This window comes from Pseudonocardia sp. ICBG162 (assembly GCF_020496225.1).
In the GTDB taxonomy this organism is placed as follows: domain Bacteria; phylum Actinomycetota; class Actinomycetes; order Mycobacteriales; family Pseudonocardiaceae; genus Pseudonocardia; species Pseudonocardia alni.
Genome location: NZ_JAHLJD010000013.1, coordinates 1,845,494 through 1,860,525 on the forward strand (window position 1 = coordinate 1,845,494; position 15,032 = coordinate 1,860,525).

Sequence of the window (15,032 nt, forward strand, 5' to 3'; positions counted from 1 at the left end):
CGGGCGGGACGGCTCAGGCCGCCGGGACGGCGCGGGACGCGGCGCCGGGCAGTGCGCCCAGCACGGCGCGGGCGACGGCGTCGTTGTAGCGCAGGCTCTGCGCGTTCATTCCGGGCCGGGTGAACGCCCCGGCGACCTTGACCGTCGTGTGCGGCCCGACCGCGAACCGTCGCTCGTGCACCCCGCCGTCCGCGGTGTGCAGCGCGCCGTCGGCCGGACGGACCGACAGCAGGCCGGTGTTGCGCAGCGGGGCGCCGTCGTCGTCGTACAGGACCTCCTCGACGGCCTCGCCGCGGGCGAGCAGGCCGCCCAGCAGCCCGTCCACCGTGCGCGAGACGCTCGGGTCGGGCAGCCGGGCGTCGACCAGGACCCGGGTCGTCACCGGCTCCGCCCCGGCCAGGGTGGTGCTGGTGGCGTGGAAGCCGTCGGCGTCGACGTCGACGCTCATCCCGGCGCCGAGGAACCGCAGGTACCCGGCACGGGACAGGGCGAGCATCTGGCGGACCCGGAAGCCGGGCGGGCCGGAGGCGACCGAGTTGAAGAACGACTGCCACCACGGCATGTCCCGCGCCTGCGACCGCGGCGAGAGCATCCCGGACCCCGAGAGACGGGTGGTCTCGGTGTAGACCGACAGCATCGCGACAAACGCGCCGAGGTGCGGGGTGTGCCGCTCGTCGACGTGCTGGCGCAGGTCCTCGGCGATGCGCTCGCGCACCAGGGGTTGCAGCGCGTCGAGGTCCGGGGCGTGCACGCCGTCGAGCGGGCGGTCCAGCGCGGTCAGGTCGAGCCGGTCGAGCGGGTCGGGCACCAGCTCGGCGATCAGCGCCGCCTCCTCGGGCGAGCCGTGCGCGACGGCGGCGAAGCGCCCGGCGAACTCGTCCCACCCGGCGCGGACGCGGTCGGGGTGGCCGACGAACAGCTCGTGGTACCAGCCCCAGCCGATCTCCTTGGCCATCAGCGGCCACACCCGGGTGGCGACGTCGACCGGGCCGCCGGAGGCGATGAGGTCGTCAGTCACGTCGGGGCCGAGGAACCGCGGCAGCGGCGGACGCCCGGCCCGCAGCTGGTAGTGGGTCTTGGAGTGGTAGGTCGCGCCGCGCGGGGACCCGCCGACGAGCACCGGCTCCCGCCCGCACGGCTCGTAGCGCAGCCGTCCCGGGTCGGCGTCGTCCGGGTCGGCGACGAAGCGACCGCCGCGGCCCTCGAACAGCAGCACCACGAGGTCGACGAACGCCAGCCCCAGCCCACGGGCCAGCACGGTCTCGCCCGGCGCGATCACCGAGAGGTCGGAGTCGGAGGTCTGCTCCGGAGGCAGGTAGCGCAGGCCGAGCTCGTCGGCGCGGGCGGCGAGCGCGATCTCGTCGTCGGTGGGGGTGGCGTCGAGGTGCCCCGAGGCGAGCACGACGGCGTCGCCGCGCAGGACGGTGCCGTCGGCGAGGGTCACGACCTGCCTGCCGTCGGTCTCGTCGAGGGCCTCGGCGGTGGTGCGGTGCACGTGCACCCGCATCCCGGCCGGCGCCCGGCCGACGACCTCGCGCAGCACCGCGGCGAGGTAGTGGCTCTGCAGCCGCCGCGACGGGAACGTCGACGCCGTGACCTGCGCCAGCTCGTCGGCGAGCTCCGGGCAGAGCTCGGCCCGCGGGTCGCCGTGCTCGCGCAGGTCCTGCGCCCAGTCCCAGAACGACGGGCCGGGTGCCACCGGGCCGTCGCAGACGACCGAGGAGTCGGTCCACATCGTGACGTCGGCGGCCATCGAGTTCATCGCGAGCAGCGGGGACTGCGCGTGCCGCCAGATGCGGCCCGCCCCGGCCGGGAACGGGTCGACGAGGTGGACGTCGACGCCGGGTCCGGCGAGGGCGTCGGACAGCAGCTCGGGCGCACTCGCGACCATGCGTTCCAGCACGCCGGCCCCTCGGGGGCCGGCGCCGACGATCACGACGGACGGGGCGTGCGGGCTACGGGACATCGAGGCGCTCCTGGGTCGGCGGGCGGAGGGGGACGACCCCTCACGGCGCCCACCGCAGGCGGCACAGGTCGACGTGCCTGCGCCTCACCAGCCGGAGACCCATGGATGCCACGGTAGGTCGCCTCTCTCGCCGTGGCCACCCGCCACGGTCGGTCCACCGGCCTCAACGCCGCACCGGGCCCCCGGGATTCCGCACCCCGTCCGCGAGCGCGGGACCGGTGGCGGCGCGGTCGTCAGGCGGACGGACCGGCCAGGGTGACGTGCAGCGGCCGGTCGGTCCCCGCCGTCGTGGCGACGGCCTCGGCGAGGATCTCCAGGACCGTCGCGTGGGTGCCGGGGTCGGCCGCGGCGAGCGGACCGTCGGCGACGACGAGCTCGACCGGTCCGGCGGGCAGCCAGGACAGGTCGCCCAGGCAGTCCGCCAGCGCGTCGAGGTTGTGGCCGTAGTACTCGGGGAAGCTCAGCGCCCGGCCGAGGGCGGACAGGACCGCGTCGCGGTCCGCGACCCCGTCGACGACGGCGACGAGACCGGAGCCACCGGCCCGCCCCCGGGCCGCGTCGACGGCGGGGGCGGTTCCGGCGCTCTCACGGGGAAGGGTGCTCACCTCGAGACGTCTACCACGACGAACGAGGCGTAGTGGTCGGCCGTGTAGTAGTACTCCCCGCCCGATCCGGTGACGATCCGCCGGGCACCGCGGGTGCTCGCGCCGGGGGTCTTCACGGTGAACTCCTCGTAGTAGCCCGAGGACTTCGCGGGCAGGATCCCCTCCCGGTTCTGGAAGGTCGTCCCGTCCTGGCTGTACGGGTACGGCCCGCCGGAGCGGATCAGCCGGTAGGTGTCGGTGGCCTGCGACGGCAGCGACGACAGCGCCCGCACCGGCAGCCCGGACTCCTGCTCCCCCGGCACGGCGGCCGGGGCGACGGGAGCGGCGACGGCGGCCGGCACGGCCGGGGCGGGTGCGGCGGCGGCCGCGGCGGGCAGGGCGAGGCCGAGGGCGGCCAGCACGGCGACGAGTGCCCCGACGATCAGGGCACGCGTCCCGGACCGCGCATCCGGTCGAATGATCATGGTCCGGACGCTAGGCGGGGTCACCCGTTCGGGTACAGACGTCGCGACGAACCGCCACCGTCCCGTCACCCGCCGTTTCCACGGCTGCCGCGCCGACCACCCTCCGTTCGCCCGCCGACCGCATCGGCGGCCCCGTGACGGGCCATGATCACGACCGGTCACCGCGTAGGTGCACCCGGTCACCGTGTCCTGCGTCGCACCCCTGTTCTACGCGCAGTAAAAGCGCGTTGAAGCGGGTACAACGGAGTTCGAGAGACCAGGAACGACTGCGCATGACACGCCCCGATCCCGACACGTTCAACGGAGAACGTCGCATGACCGCAGAGCTGATTCACCCCCTGCCCGAGGCTCCCGCACCCGTGGAGCTCCCGGCACCCCAGGCCGGCCGCTCGACCGTGGACCGGCTGCTGGACTCGATCGACGACCTGGTGCGACGGCACCGCGCGCTCGCCGCGCACGACGGCGCCTCCGCCGCCCTGCACGCCGAGCTGATCGCGGCCGAGCTGGACCAACAGGTCGCGATCCTGCGGACGATGCCCCGCCAACCCGGCAGCTGACCGCGCGGGTCAGAGCTCGGCGGCCGCCGGGATGATCTCCGACCCGAACACCCGCAGCGGCTCGATCGCCGCCATGTCCGGCACCCAGGTGTGCACGTGCTGCACGCCGAGTGCCGCGTAGCCGCGCAGCTCCTCGACCACGGCCTTCGGGTCGGCCGGGTCGAGCCGCGCCATGACCGTCTTCTCGATCTCGTCGTAGTCGCGCCCGACCTCCTCGCAGCGGGTGCGCAGCACGTCCAGCTTGCGCTCCAGCTCGGGGCCGCCGAACAGGTTGCACGCGTCGGCGTACTGCGCGACCAGGCGCAGCGTCTTCCGCTCCCCACCGCCGCCGATCAGGATCGGCGGGTACGGCCTGCGCAGCGGCTGCGGCGTGTTCATCGTGGCGCCGAGCCGGTAGTGGGTGCCCTCGAAGGGGCCGTCGTCGTCGCTCCACATCTGACGGGCGATGCGCAGCGTCTCCTCCAGCCGCTCGAACCGCTCCGCGGTCGGCGGGAAGAACAGCCCGAGCCCGGTGGCCTCCTCGTCGTTCCAGGCGGCGCCGATGCCCAGCATCGCGCGACCCTTCGACAGCACGTCCAGGGTGGTCACGGCCTTCACCAGCAGGCCGGGGTCGCGGTAGGTCACCGCGGTCACCCAGGCCAGCAGGTCGACCTTCTCGGTGCGGGCGGCCAGGTAGCCGAGCACGGTGTACGCCTCGAGCATGTCGGTCTCGACCGGCCCGACCGGCCGGATCTGCCAGAGGTGGTCCATGACGCTCACCCGGGAGAAGCCCTGCTCCTCGGCCGCGACGGCGATCCGGGACAGGTCGTCGGCCAGACCCGCCGGCCCGGCCGGGTAGGTGAAGTCCGCGATGTGCAGTCCGATCTTCACGGCATGTCCTCTCATAAACGGAGCCAACTCCGTTTCGAGCGTAGCCCCCTCCCGGCGACCGGCGCCACCGCGCCCATCGGACCGCGGGCGTCGCCGGTTCGGTCGGCTCCGTCACGTCGCGCACAACCGTTCGGTGCGGTTCACTGATCGCGTGATCGCGCTCGTGCGGAGGCTGCACATCGACCTGGGCCGGACGGCCGGGGCCCTCTGTCCCCGCTCCTGACCCCGTCCCCCCGCAGCCCCTCGTACAGGAGATCACCCATGCCTCTCGTCACCTTCGCCGTCAGCGGTCAGGGCACCGGCGTCGCGCAGACCGTCGCGGTCGACGGCGCCGGCTACGTCATCGAGACCGACGCCTACCCCGCCTTCGGCGGCAAGGACGAGCACCCCAGCCCGCTCGCCTACACGCTCGCGTCGCTGTCGTCGTGCAACCAGGTCACCAGCTCGATCGTCGCGAAGGAGCTCGGCATCACGATCGAGCACGTGCGCTTCGACGTCGCCGCCGACTTCAACCCGACGACGATGACCACCGGTACCCACCGCGACGGCGAGACCACCTTCCAGAACCTGCGGGTCGACGCCGTGATCACCACCGACGGCACCGACGAGCAGGTCGCGCAGCTGGCCCGGGAGACCGAGCGCCGCTGCCCGGTGTCGCAGCTGTTCGCCCTGGCCGGGGTGTCGATCACCAGCACCTGGACGAAGGCCTGAGGTCCTAGTCTGCGGGGGTGGCAGACACCGTCGACTCCCCCGAGCTCGTCCACCTGGCCGTCGAGGCCGGGATCGCGACGATCACCCTGGACTCCCCGCGCAACCGCAACGCACTCTCGGCGCAGCTGCGCCGGGAGCTGATCGCGCACCTCGACGCGGCGATCGCCGACGACGCGGTGCGGGTCATCGTGCTGACCCACACCGGCACGGTGTTCTGCGCGGGCATGGACCTCAAGGAGTCCCGCGGTGCAGGCGCCGAGCAGCAGGGTGTCACCGAGGTGCCGCGGATCCTGACGACGCTGTGGGACTCCCCCAAGCCGGTCGTCGCCCGGCTGTCGGGCCCGGCCCGCGCCGGTGGGGTCGGGATCGTGGCGGCGTGCGACATCGCCGTCGCCGCCGAGTCGGTCACCTTCGCCTTCTCCGAGGTCCGCATCGGGGTCGTGCCCGCGGTCATCTCGGTGACCGTGCTGCCCCGGCTGTCCGCCCGCGCCGCGCACGAGCTCTTCCTGACCGGGGAGACCTTCGACGCGCGGCGCGCGGCGGCCGTCGGGCTGATCAACAGCGCCGTCCCGGCGGAGACCCTCGACGACGAGGTGGCCCGCTACACCGGCATGCTGCGCCTCGGTGCGCCCGGCGCCCTGGCCGGGGCGAAGGCGATGCTGCGCCGCGAGCGCCCGGCGACGATGACCGACGACTTCGCCGCGATGAACACGCTGTCCGCCTCGTACTTCGCCTCCGAGGAGGGGCAGGAGGGCATCCTGGCCTTCGGGGAGAAGCGGACGCCGTCCTGGGTGCCGGAGGGCTGAGCCCCGCGCCCCGGCCCGGCCCGGCCCGACCAGGCCCGGCTCGCCCCGCCCCGGCTCACCACGGCCTGGCCCGGGCCCGGACCGGGAGCACCACGTCGACCGGCGCCCCGACCGGCGCGCACGGGGCGCCGGACAGCTCCGCCGCGGCCCATCCCGCGATCACCCCGCGACCGCCGGACCAGCGGAACACCGCCCGGCACCGGTCGGCGTGCCCGAGCGGGACGAGGTGCCGGGCGGCCCAGGTGTCGGGCAGCACCCGGACGAACGCCGGGCCCTGCAGCCGTCGCGCCGTCACGAGGCCCGCGCCGACGGCGGCCGAGCCACGGAAGATCAGGGGCCACCCCGGCACGTCCACCGACGCAGGATCCGGGCACACCGCGCCGGGCGGGGCCGTTCGGTGTCCCCGGTGTGCGATCGCGAACCGGTCCGGTCGCCGGGGTCCGCCGAGTGGCACACCACGGACCCGGAACCGGCCCCGACGGGTTCATGGCGTGCCACTCGGCGTATGCCGGCGGGGCGGAGGAGCGGGCCGCCGAGGGGCGGGGAGCCGCCGGGCGCGCCTACCCTGGAGGGCATGAGCGTCCCCGTCGTCAGCACCGACCCGGGCGCGGCACTGGACCTGCTCGGCGGGCGGCGCCTCGTCGTCCTCACCGGGGCCGGGCTGTCCACCGACTCCGGCATCCCGGACTACCGCGGCCCGGGCTCGCGGCCGCGCAACCCGATGACCTACTCCGAGTTCGTGTCCGGGGAGCCCGCGCAGCGGCGGTACTGGGCGCGCAGCCACGTCGGCTGGGCCCGGATGCGCCGCGCCGACCCCAACCCCGGACACCGCGCGCTGGCCGCGCTGGGGGCGGCGGGCGTCGTCGACGGGCTGATCACGCAGAACGTCGACGGCCTGCACTCCGTGGCCGGCAGCCGCGGCGTGGTCGACCTGCACGGGCGCATCGACGAGGTCGTCTGCCTGGACTGCCGTCGGATCACCCCGCGCGACGCGCTGGCGGCCCGGCTCACCGCGCTCAACCCCGGCTTCACCGAGGCGCACAGCGCGCAGGTCGAGACGGCCCCCGACGGCGACGCCGCGGTGGAGATCACCGACGGCTTCCGGATCGCGCCGTGCGCGTCCTGCGGCGGGGTCCTCAAACCGCACGTCGTGTTCTTCGGGGAGAACGTGCCGAAGGACCGGGTGGCGCGCTGCTACGCGATGGTGGCCGCGCTGACCCCCGAGGACGGCGCGCTGCTCGTCGCCGGGTCCTCGCTCACCGTCATGTCGGGGCTGCGGTTCGTCCGGGCCGCGCACCGGGCCGAGGTGCCGGTCGTGATCGTCAACCGCGGGGCGACCCGGGGCGACGAGCTCGCCGACCTGCGCGTCGACGCGGGCTGCTCGGAGGCGCTGGCCGCGCTGGCGGCCCAGCCGGTCTGAGCGCTCAGGCCCCGCCGTCGCGACGCCCGCGGGGCGTGTCGAAGCGCCGGGTGGCGCGGTCGGCACCGATCGCGACCAACGCGCACGCGGGCAGGACCACCACCGTCACGAACACGACCTGCACCACGAACGGCAAGCCGGTGAGCCACAGCTCGAACGCGTCCCAGCCGTCGATGATCGTGCGCACACTCCACACGGTAGTCCCCGGGCCCAGGCATTAGGTTCGGGGCCATGTTCGCTGTCTACGCGCAGGAGCCCAACGCCGACGCTCCCCTCGACTCCCTCGTCGTGGGCGAGCGGCCCGACCCGGAGGTCCCCGACGGCTGGGTCTCCGTCAACGTCTCCGCCGCCAGCCTCAACATGCACGACCTGTGGACGCTGCGCGGGGTCGGCATCAAGCCCGACCAGTTCCCGATGATCCTCGGCTGCGACGGCGCCGGGACCCTCGACGACGGCACCGAGGTCGTCCTCTACCCGATCATCGGCGACCCGGACTGGCGCGGCGACGAGACACTCGACCCGAAGCGCACCCTGCTCACCGAGCGCCACCAGGGCACGATGGCCGACAAGGTGATCGTCCCGGCGCGCAACGCGGTCCCCGCCCCGAAGGGCCTCACCCCCGGCCAGGGCGCCGTCCTGGGCACCGCCTGGCTGACCGCGTACCGGATGCTGTTCACCAAGTCGGGACTGCAGCCGGGCCAGACGGTGCTCGTCCAGGGCGCCTCCGGCGGCGTCTCGACGGCGCTGGTCCAGCTGGGCCGCGCCGCGGGCTTCCAGGTGTGGGTCACCGGCCGCGACGAGGAGAAGCGCGCGCTGGCCGAGCGGCTCGGCGCGCACGCCACGTTCGAGTCCGGGGCGAAGCTGCCGGGCAAGGTCGACGCCGTCATGGAGTCGGTCGGCGAGGCCACCTGGAAGCACTCCATGCGGGCGCTGCGCCCCGGTGGCCGCATCGTCATCTGCGGCTCCACCTCGGGCCCGAACCCGCCCGCGGACCTGCAGCGGCTGTTCTTCCTCCAGCTCGAGGTGGTCGGCTCGACCATGGGGACGCGGCAGGAGCTCGCGGATCTCATGAACTTCGTGGCGACGGCCGGGATCGCGCCGGAGATCGGGACCGAACTGCCGATGGACTCCGCGAAGGAGGCGTTCGAGGCGATGTCCGCGGGGCGCACGGCGGGGAAGATCGTCCTGACCCGCTAGGGCGTTACGTGATCCGGGTGTGATGCAGTCGTGATGTCGTTGGTGGACGTCAAGCGGTCTACGAAATCGCTGGTCGTCGGCCTGTCCGTCATCGCTGCGTGACGACCGTCCGGCGCTCGGGGGACGTTTGCCCAGGACAGGGTCGGATTTCGCCCGTTCGGCAAGTACAGTGCGTCATCGTGACCGAGCCTTTCAGTCGACGGGCGTCGGGGACTGCCACCATGGCTGCCCCGACGCCTGGAGCCGCGGGTGTCGTCGAGTTCCTGGACCGGGTCGACCACGCCGTGGCCACAGCCCTGTCCACCAACCCGTCCTCGACGGACGTCAGCCGTGACGGCTGGCGGGTCCTGTTGATGCTCGCCCGCGGCACCGGCCGCAGCATGGGCGAGGTCGCGGGACACACGTCGCTGCCCGCCCCCACGGCCACCCGGATCGTGGACCGCCTCGTCGAGAAGAAGCTGGCCTACCGGTCGGCCGATCCGCTCGACCGGCGCCGCGTGCTGGTGCACCTGTCGGCCGAGGGACGGACGGTCGTCGAGTCCGTCTGCCAGCGGGTGCAGCGCATCCTGTCGCCGCGCCGTGCCCCCGCCGCCCGGCCCGCGCCGTGCGACGGGCCGATCCCCGGCCCCCGGGCGGGCTCGGTCATGTAGACCGCCCCCGCGCTCCCCCGCCCCCACCACGTACACGTCGGGCCCGACCCCCAGCTGGGAGTCGGGCCCGCTTCGCGTCCGGGAGCTACTTCTTGGGCTTCTCGGTGGCCGTCCCGCCGCCGGTGGACAGCGCGGCGACGAAGGCCTCCTGCGGGACGTCGACGCGGCCGATCGTCTTCATCCGCTTCTTGCCCTCCTTCTGCTTCTCCAGCAGCTTGCGCTTGCGGGAGATGTCGCCGCCGTAGCACTTGGCGAGGACGTCCTTGCGGATCGCGCGGATCGTCTCGCGGGCGATGATCCGGGCGCCGACGGCGGCCTGGATCGGCACCTCGAACTGCTGGCGCGGGATGAGCTCGCGCAGCTTGGTCGCCATCGAGGTGCCGTAGGAGTACGCCGACTCCTTGTGCACGATCGCGGAGAACGCGTCGACGGCCTCGCCCTGCAGCAGGATGTCGACCTTGACCAGGTCGGCCACCTGCTCGCCGGCCTCCTCGTAGTCGAGGCTGGCGTAGCCGCGCGTGCGGGACTTCAGGTTGTCGAAGAAGTCGAAGATGATCTCGCCGAGCGGCATCGTGTAGCGCAGCTCGACGCGGGTCTCGGACAGGTAGTCCATCCCGCCGAGCTGGCCGCGCCGGCTCTGACAGAGTTCCATGATCGTGCCGACGAACTCCGACGGCGCCAGGATGGTGATCTTGGTGATCGGCTCGCGGACCTCGGCGACCTTGCCCACCGGCCAGTCGCTGGGGTTGGTCACCTCGATCTCCTCGCCGTCGTCGGTGGTCACCTGGTAGACGACGTTGGGCGCGGTGGAGATCAGGTCGAGGTCGAACTCGCGCTCGAGCCGCTCGCGGGTGATCTCCAGGTGCAGCAGGCCGAGGAAGCCGCAGCGGAAGCCGAAGCCCAGCGCGGCCGAGGTCTCCGGCTCGTAGGTGAGCGCGGCGTCGTTGAGCTGCAGCTTGTCCAGCGCCTCGCGCAGGTCGGGGTACTGCGACCCGTCGATCGGGTAGAGCCCGGAGTAGACCATCGGCTGCGGCTCGCGGTAGCCCGTCAGCGCGTCCGTCGCACCGTTGCGCTTGCTGGTGACGGTGTCGCCGACCTTGGACTGGCGGACGTCCTTCACCCCGGTGATGAGGTAGCCGACCTCGCCGACGCCGAGGCCGTCGGACGGTTTGGGCTCCGGGGAGACGATCCCGATCTCGAGCAGCTCGTGCTCGGCACCGGTGGACATCATCTTGATCTTCTCGCGCGGCGAGAGCTTCCCGTCGACGACCCGGATGTAGGTGACGACGCCGCGGTAGGTGTCGTAGACCGAGTCGAAGATCATCGCCCGGGCGGGGGCGTCGGCGTCGCCGACCGGGGCGGGGACCTGCGCGATGACGGCGTCGAGCACCGCCTCCACACCCTCACCGGTCTTGGCGCTGCAGCGCAGCACGTCCTCCGGCTCGCAGCCGGTGATGTGCGCGATCTCCGCGGCGTAGCGCTCCGGGTCCGCCGCCGGCAGGTCGATCTTGTTGAGGACCGGGATGATGTGCAGGTCCTTCTCCATGGCCAGGTACAGGTTGGCCAGGGTCTGCGCCTCGATCCCCTGCGCGGCGTCGACCAGCAGGATCGCGCCCTCGCACGCCTCGAGCGCCCGGGACACCTCGTAGGTGAAGTCGACGTGGCCCGGGGTGTCGATCAGGTGCAGCACGTGCTCGGTCTCGACACCGTCGGCGTTCTTCGCGGTCCACGGCAGCCGCACGTTCTGCGCCTTGATCGTGATGCCGCGCTCGCGCTCGATGTCCATCCGGTCCAGGTACTGGGCCCGGGCGTCACGCGCGCTGAGCACCCCGGTGACCTGCAGCATCCGGTCGGCCAGGGTCGACTTCCCGTGGTCGATGTGGGCGATGATGCAGAAGTTCCGGATGCGCTCCGGCGGGGTGAACGTGCGGTCGGCGTACGTCGTCACTCGGCTGTACTCGGCTTTCGCTCATGCGTGGGGCTTCGGGCACTTCGGGTGCTCAGGGCACTCGGGGCTCGGGGCACTGGGACCCATCGTCCCATGTCGGGCCGGGCGACCGCCGTGGTGGCACCGCAGGTCGTCACACGCCGTTCACGCGCGGGCTCCCGGCGTTGCCGCCCCCGGCCCGGGGCGCGCACGATCGGGTCCGCCCCACGCCGCCCGACGCAGGAGGATCACCGTGTTCGTCAGCCCCCTCACCCCGCTCGACCGGCTCGGCGCCGCCCGCATCGTGCTGGCCCAGAAGAAGCGGCTCGGCCTGCGCTGGGACGCGGTCGCCGAGGCCGTCGGCGCGTCCCTCGAATGGTCCACCTCGGCCCTGCTGGGCCAGCAGACGATGACCCGCGAGCAGGCCGAGGCCGCCGGGAACCTGCTGGACCTCGACGCCGACGTCGTCGACGCCCTCACCCTCCCGCCGGTCCGCGGCGCGGCCGCGGTGGACCTCACCGACCCGCTGGTCTACCGCCTCTCGGAGATGGTGCAGGTCTACGGGACGACGATCTCCGAGCTCGTCCGCGAGGAGTTCGGCGACGGCATCGTGTCCGCGATCGACTTCGAGCTCGACCTCGCGCGGGTGCCCGACCCGAAGGGCGACCGGGCCGTGATCACGCTGAACGGGAAGTTCCTGCCCTACCGCGTCTGGTGACCCGGCACAGGGCGCGACGACGCCGCTGGTAACCTTGTGCGTCGAGCGCTCGGCGTGCTCGCCCGAAACGGCCTGGACCCTCTCTCCAGTGATGCTGTTCGGTGCCGCCGGAGCGGACCCGGACGAGAACACTCACCAGCCGACCAGCAGGCAGGAAGACCAGAGGCAGACGTGGCCAACATCAAGTCGCAGATCAAGCGAGTCAAGACCAACGAGAAGCGCCGGCAGCGCAACAAGTCGGTGAAGTCGTCGGTCAAGACCGCGATCCGCCACTTCCGCGAGGCCGCCGACTCCGGCGCCGACAACGTCGTGGAGCTGCAGCGCAAGGCGGCCAAGGCCCTCGACAAGGCGGCCGGCAAGGGCGTCATCCACCGGAACCAGGCGGCGAACCGCAAGTCGGCCCTGGCCAAGCGTCTCAACGACGTCCAGGCCTGAGCCACCCCGGTTCTTCCGACGACGGCGCCGCCCCACCCGGGCGGCGCCGTCGTCGTGATTCCGGGCCCGCCCGGGGTCGCGCCGTCGGTGCGCTCCGTAGTCCGGCCGGGTCAGCGCGGGGTGCGCGCGGAGACGACGGCCAGTACGGCCCGCTCCAACGCGTACCCGGCGTCCGCGGCGACACCCTTGACGTCGGCGTTCACCCGCGCCGTCGCCGCGATGGCGACGGCGAGCTGCTCCGGGCGCCACTGCCGGACCGTCTGCTGCGCCTTGCGGATCTTCCAGGGCGGCATGCCCAGCTCCCCGGCCATCCGGTTCGGGTCGCCCCGCCCGGCCGAGCCGACCTTGGCCAGGGTGCGCACCGAGTCCGCGAGCGCGTCGGCGATCAGCACGTGCGGGACACCGAGCACCAGCGCCCACCGCAGCGCCTCCATCGCCGCCCGCCGGTCCCCCGCGACCGCCGCGTCGGCCACCGCGAAGCCCGAGGACTCCGCCCGGCCGCGGTGGTAGCGCCGCACCCCGGCCTCGTCCACGGAGCCACCGGTGTCCGCGACGAGCTGCCCGGCCGCGGCCGCCAGCTCCCGCAGGTCCGACCCGACCGCCTCGACCAGGACCGCGAGCGCCCCGGGCGTGATCGTGCCGCCGTGGCGGCGGACCTCGTCGCGCACGAAGTCCGACCGCTCGTCGGCGCGGGTGATGCGGTTGCAGGTGACCGTGTGGGCCCCGGCCTTGCGCATCAGGTCCAGGACCGCCTTGCCCTTCGCTCCCCCGGCGTGCTGGACCACGAGCACGATCCCGTCGGCCGGGTCCTTCACGTAGTCGGCGATGGCGGCGGTCATGTCCTTGTTCGCGTCCTGACCGTGGGTGAGCACGATCACCCTGCCCTCCGCGAAGAGCGAGGGGCTGAGGTGCCCGGCGAGCTCGCCGGGTGCCACCTCGGAGGTGCGGAAGCGGCGCAGCTCGGTCTCCGGATCGCGCTGCCGGGCGCGCCGGACCAGGTCGGACACCGCCCGCTCGGCCAGGAACTCCTCGTCCCCGACGACCAGCTGCAGCGGGCCCGGTTCGCTCGTGCTGCTCACACCCCCATGGTGGCCCACACCCCCGACAACGGGTGAGCCGCGTCCCGACCGGAGGACGTCGTCTGGCGGTGGGGTGCCCCGCTCGCGTACGGTCGTCGTCGATTCCGGCGCCCGGCGTCCGGAGCACCACAACCGCATATGGCTCATCCAGAGGGGCAGAGGGAACGGCCCGTTGAAGCCCCGGCAACCGGCGTCGCACGACGATCCGCCCAGACCTGCGCATCCCGCGTGGTGAGGACGTCGACGAACACGGTGCCAATTCCGGCCCGCCACGTCCGGCGGGACAGATGAGGAGATCTCGTGACTCTCACTGCTGCGCCCGAAACCACCTCCGCCTACGACCTCGGTTCCGCGCGCGCTCTCGCGTGCCGCGAGTGCCGCCACGAGATCCCGCTCGCCGCGGAGTTCGCGTGTCCGCGCTGTTTCGGCCCCCTCGAGGTCGCCTACGAGTTCCCGAAGGTCACCCGCGCCTCCATCGAGGCCGGGCCGAAGTCGATCTGGCGCTACAAGGACCTGCTGCCGGTCCCGTCGACCGTCGAGCAGCACGCGAACACCGAGCCCGGCCTGACCCGGCTGATCGAGGCCGACAACCTGGCCCGCGCGCTCGGCGTCCGCAAGATCTGGATCAAGGACGACACGGGCAACCCGACGCACTCGTTCAAGGACCGCGTCGTCGCCGTCGCGCTCGCCGCCGCCCGTGAGCTCGGCTTCTCGGTGCTGTGCTGCCCCTCGACGGGCAACCTGGCCAACGCCGTCGCCGCCGCGGCCGCCCGCGCCGGCTGGGACTCGGTCGTGCTGATCCCGTCCTCGCTGGAGCAGGCGAAGATCGTCACCACCGCCGTCTACGGCGGCACCCTGCTCGCCGTCGACGGCAACTACGACGACGTCAACCGGCTCGCCACCGAGCTGGCCGCCGAGCACGAGGACTGGGCGTTCGTGAACGTCAACGTCCGGCCGTACTACGCCGAGGGCTCGAAGACCCTGGGCTACGAGGTCGCCGAGCAGCTCGGCTGGCGGCTCCCGCAGCAGGTCGTCGTCCCGGTCGCGTCCGGCTCCCAGCTCACCAAGATCGACAAGGGGTTCACCGAGCTCGGCACCCTGGGTCTGGTCGAGCCCACCCCGTACACCGTGTTCGGTGCCCAGGCCACCGGCTGCTCGCCGGTCGCGCGGGCCTTCGAGGCCGGCCACGACGTGATCCAGCCGCAGAAGCCGGACACCATCGCGCGCTCGCTGGCGATCGGGAACCCGGCCGACGGCCCGTACGTCCTCGACTCGGTGCGCCGCACCGGCGGCTCGGTCGGCCACGTCTCCGACGAGGAGGTCGTCGCCGGCATCCGGCTCCTGGCCCGCACCGAGGGTGTGTTCGCCGAGACCGCGGGCGGGGTCACCATCGCGACCACCAAGAAGCTGCTCGAGGCCGGGGCGCTCGACCCCGACGCCGAGACCGTCCTCATGATCACCGGCGACGGCCTCAAGACCCTCGACGCCGTCTCCGGCGAGGTCGGCCCGACGGCGACCGTGCCGTCGACGTCCGCCGCGGTCCGCGAGGCGCTGGCGAACCTGGGCTGACCGGCCCCGCCGGCCGGGCGCCGGACGGGGGTCGCCCCGCGCGACCACCGTCAGCCCG

General features: G+C 73.3%; 18 protein-coding genes and 1 riboswitch. Of the genes, 10 read left to right on the forward strand and 8 right to left on the reverse strand.

Translation table 11 applies throughout. The annotated features are described in order from the left end of the window. Positions 1-13: 13 nt before the first annotated feature. The 3 genes from KPL60_RS11620 to KPL60_RS11630 all read right to left on the reverse strand — a co-directional run bounded on the left by KPL60_RS11620 (position 14) and on the right by KPL60_RS11630 (position 3,035). Positions 14-1,966, reverse strand: a complete 1,953-nt coding sequence (locus tag KPL60_RS11620) for an FAD/NAD(P)-binding protein (RefSeq protein ID WP_226365811.1) — start codon at positions 1,964-1,966, stop codon at positions 14-16. A 233-nt stretch (positions 1,967-2,199) separates the two neighbouring features. Continuing rightward, positions 2,200-2,571: a barstar family protein gene (locus tag KPL60_RS11625; protein WP_226355987.1), complete on the reverse strand. Its 372-nt coding sequence runs from the start codon at positions 2,569-2,571 to the stop codon at positions 2,200-2,202. Further along, a complete protein-coding gene (locus KPL60_RS11630; RefSeq protein WP_226365812.1) occupies positions 2,568-3,035 on the reverse strand; it encodes a ribonuclease domain-containing protein in 468 nt (155 codons plus the stop codon). The genes KPL60_RS11625 and KPL60_RS11630 overlap by 4 nt, the downstream gene beginning before the upstream one ends. Positions 3,036-3,349: 314 nt before the next feature. On the opposite strand from KPL60_RS11630, the gene KPL60_RS11635 reads away from it, so the two are divergent. After that, positions 3,350-3,592 carry a hypothetical protein gene (locus KPL60_RS11635; RefSeq protein WP_145983293.1) on the forward strand — a complete coding sequence of 81 codons (243 nt, stop codon included), beginning with the start codon at positions 3,350-3,352 and terminating at the stop codon, positions 3,590-3,592. Between the two features lie 9 nt (positions 3,593-3,601). Here the strand turns inward: KPL60_RS11635 and KPL60_RS11640 are convergent, their stop codons facing one another. Then, positions 3,602-4,462 carry an LLM class F420-dependent oxidoreductase gene (locus tag KPL60_RS11640; protein WP_226365813.1) on the reverse strand — a complete coding sequence of 287 codons (861 nt, stop codon included), beginning with the start codon at positions 4,460-4,462 and terminating at the stop codon, positions 3,602-3,604. Between KPL60_RS11640 and KPL60_RS35090 the strand changes: the two genes are divergently transcribed. From KPL60_RS35090 to KPL60_RS11650, 3 genes are read left to right on the forward strand one after another with little or no spacing between them, the layout of a single operon-like run. After that, the gene (locus tag KPL60_RS35090; protein ID WP_374203841.1) at positions 4,443-4,685 is read left to right on the forward strand and encodes a putative leader peptide; all 243 of its coding nucleotides are present in this window, start codon (positions 4,443-4,445) and stop codon (positions 4,683-4,685) included. The two genes, KPL60_RS11640 and KPL60_RS35090, sit on opposite strands and share 20 nt — an antisense overlap. Positions 4,686-4,723: 38 nt before the next feature. Continuing rightward, positions 4,724-5,173 (forward strand): OsmC family protein, encoded by a 450-nt coding sequence (locus KPL60_RS11645; protein WP_073578011.1) that lies wholly within the window; start codon positions 4,724-4,726, stop codon positions 5,171-5,173. A gap of 17 nt (positions 5,174-5,190) precedes the next feature. After that, entirely contained in the window at positions 5,191-5,979 is a 789-nt protein-coding gene (locus KPL60_RS11650; protein WP_226365814.1) for an enoyl-CoA hydratase-related protein, read from the forward strand. A 55-nt stretch (positions 5,980-6,034) separates the two neighbouring features. Here KPL60_RS11650 and KPL60_RS11655 read toward each other — a convergent pair whose 3' ends face one another. Continuing rightward, entirely contained in the window at positions 6,035-6,334 is a 300-nt protein-coding gene (locus tag KPL60_RS11655) for a hypothetical protein (RefSeq protein WP_226365815.1), read from the reverse strand. A gap of 219 nt (positions 6,335-6,553) precedes the next feature. On the opposite strand from KPL60_RS11655, the gene KPL60_RS11660 reads away from it, so the two are divergent. Beyond that, positions 6,554-7,399, forward strand: coding sequence for an NAD-dependent protein deacetylase (locus tag KPL60_RS11660; RefSeq protein WP_226355983.1), 846 nt, complete (start codon positions 6,554-6,556; stop codon positions 7,397-7,399). 4 nt (positions 7,400-7,403) lie between these two features. Here KPL60_RS11660 and KPL60_RS11665 read toward each other — a convergent pair whose 3' ends face one another. Continuing rightward, positions 7,404-7,586 carry a hypothetical protein gene (locus KPL60_RS11665; RefSeq protein WP_020626278.1) on the reverse strand — a complete coding sequence of 61 codons (183 nt, stop codon included), beginning with the start codon at positions 7,584-7,586 and terminating at the stop codon, positions 7,404-7,406. A gap of 44 nt (positions 7,587-7,630) precedes the next feature. Between KPL60_RS11665 and KPL60_RS11670 the strand changes: the two genes are divergently transcribed. Further along, positions 7,631-8,596 (forward strand): zinc-binding dehydrogenase, encoded by a 966-nt coding sequence (locus KPL60_RS11670; RefSeq protein ID WP_208824788.1) that lies wholly within the window; start codon positions 7,631-7,633, stop codon positions 8,594-8,596. Between the two features lie 221 nt (positions 8,597-8,817). After that, on the forward strand, positions 8,818-9,246 hold the full coding sequence (locus tag KPL60_RS11675) for a MarR family winged helix-turn-helix transcriptional regulator (RefSeq protein ID WP_062401445.1): 429 nt from the start codon (positions 8,818-8,820) through the stop codon (positions 9,244-9,246). Positions 9,247-9,331: 85 nt separating this feature from the next. Here KPL60_RS11675 and lepA read toward each other — a convergent pair whose 3' ends face one another. Next, the gene (gene lepA / locus KPL60_RS11680) at positions 9,332-11,194 is read right to left on the reverse strand and encodes a translation elongation factor 4 (protein WP_226365816.1); all 1,863 of its coding nucleotides are present in this window, start codon (positions 11,192-11,194) and stop codon (positions 9,332-9,334) included. A gap of 232 nt (positions 11,195-11,426) precedes the next feature. Between lepA and cynS the strand changes: the two genes are divergently transcribed. Both cynS and rpsT read left to right on the forward strand, forming a co-directional pair. Next, positions 11,427-11,891 carry a cyanase gene (cynS, locus tag KPL60_RS11685; protein WP_226365817.1) on the forward strand — a complete coding sequence of 155 codons (465 nt, stop codon included), beginning with the start codon at positions 11,427-11,429 and terminating at the stop codon, positions 11,889-11,891. Positions 11,892-12,062: 171 nt separating this feature from the next. Next, on the forward strand, positions 12,063-12,326 hold the full coding sequence (rpsT, locus tag KPL60_RS11690) for a 30S ribosomal protein S20 (protein WP_062401442.1): 264 nt from the start codon (positions 12,063-12,065) through the stop codon (positions 12,324-12,326). Positions 12,327-12,436: 110 nt separating this feature from the next. Here the strand turns inward: rpsT and holA are convergent, their stop codons facing one another. Continuing rightward, complete coding sequence (holA, locus tag KPL60_RS11695) at positions 12,437-13,405, reverse strand: DNA polymerase III subunit delta (protein WP_226365818.1); 969 nt, start codon at positions 13,403-13,405, stop codon at positions 12,437-12,439. Between the two features lie 140 nt (positions 13,406-13,545). Further along, positions 13,546-13,699, forward strand: a riboswitch (SAM riboswitch). Positions 13,700-13,705: 6 nt separating this feature from the next. Between holA and thrC the strand changes: the two genes are divergently transcribed. Then, positions 13,706-14,974: a threonine synthase gene (gene thrC / locus KPL60_RS11700; RefSeq protein WP_226365819.1), complete on the forward strand. Its 1,269-nt coding sequence runs from the start codon at positions 13,706-13,708 to the stop codon at positions 14,972-14,974. Positions 14,975-15,032 lie beyond the last annotated feature (58 nt).

What these genes read in the sequence shown, in the direction of transcription:
- KPL60_RS11620 (WP_226365811.1), bottom strand. Translation starts at nt 1,966, where the DNA reads ATGTCCCGTAGCCCGCACGCCCCGTCCGTCGTGATCGTCGGCGCCGGC.
- KPL60_RS11630 (WP_226365812.1), bottom strand. Translation starts at nt 3,035, where the DNA reads ATGATCATTCGACCGGATGCGCGGTCCGGGACGCGTGCCCTGATCGTC.
- KPL60_RS11635 (WP_145983293.1), top strand. Translation starts at nt 3,350, where the DNA reads ATGACCGCAGAGCTGATTCACCCCCTGCCCGAGGCTCCCGCACCCGTG.
- KPL60_RS35090 (WP_374203841.1), top strand. Translation starts at nt 4,443, where the DNA reads ATGTGCAGTCCGATCTTCACGGCATGTCCTCTCATAAACGGAGCCAAC.
- KPL60_RS11645 (WP_073578011.1), top strand. Translation starts at nt 4,724, where the DNA reads ATGCCTCTCGTCACCTTCGCCGTCAGCGGTCAGGGCACCGGCGTCGCG.
- KPL60_RS11660 (WP_226355983.1), top strand. Translation starts at nt 6,554, where the DNA reads ATGAGCGTCCCCGTCGTCAGCACCGACCCGGGCGCGGCACTGGACCTG.
- KPL60_RS11670 (WP_208824788.1), top strand. Translation starts at nt 7,631, where the DNA reads ATGTTCGCTGTCTACGCGCAGGAGCCCAACGCCGACGCTCCCCTCGAC.
- KPL60_RS11675 (WP_062401445.1), top strand. Translation starts at nt 8,818, where the DNA reads ATGGCTGCCCCGACGCCTGGAGCCGCGGGTGTCGTCGAGTTCCTGGAC.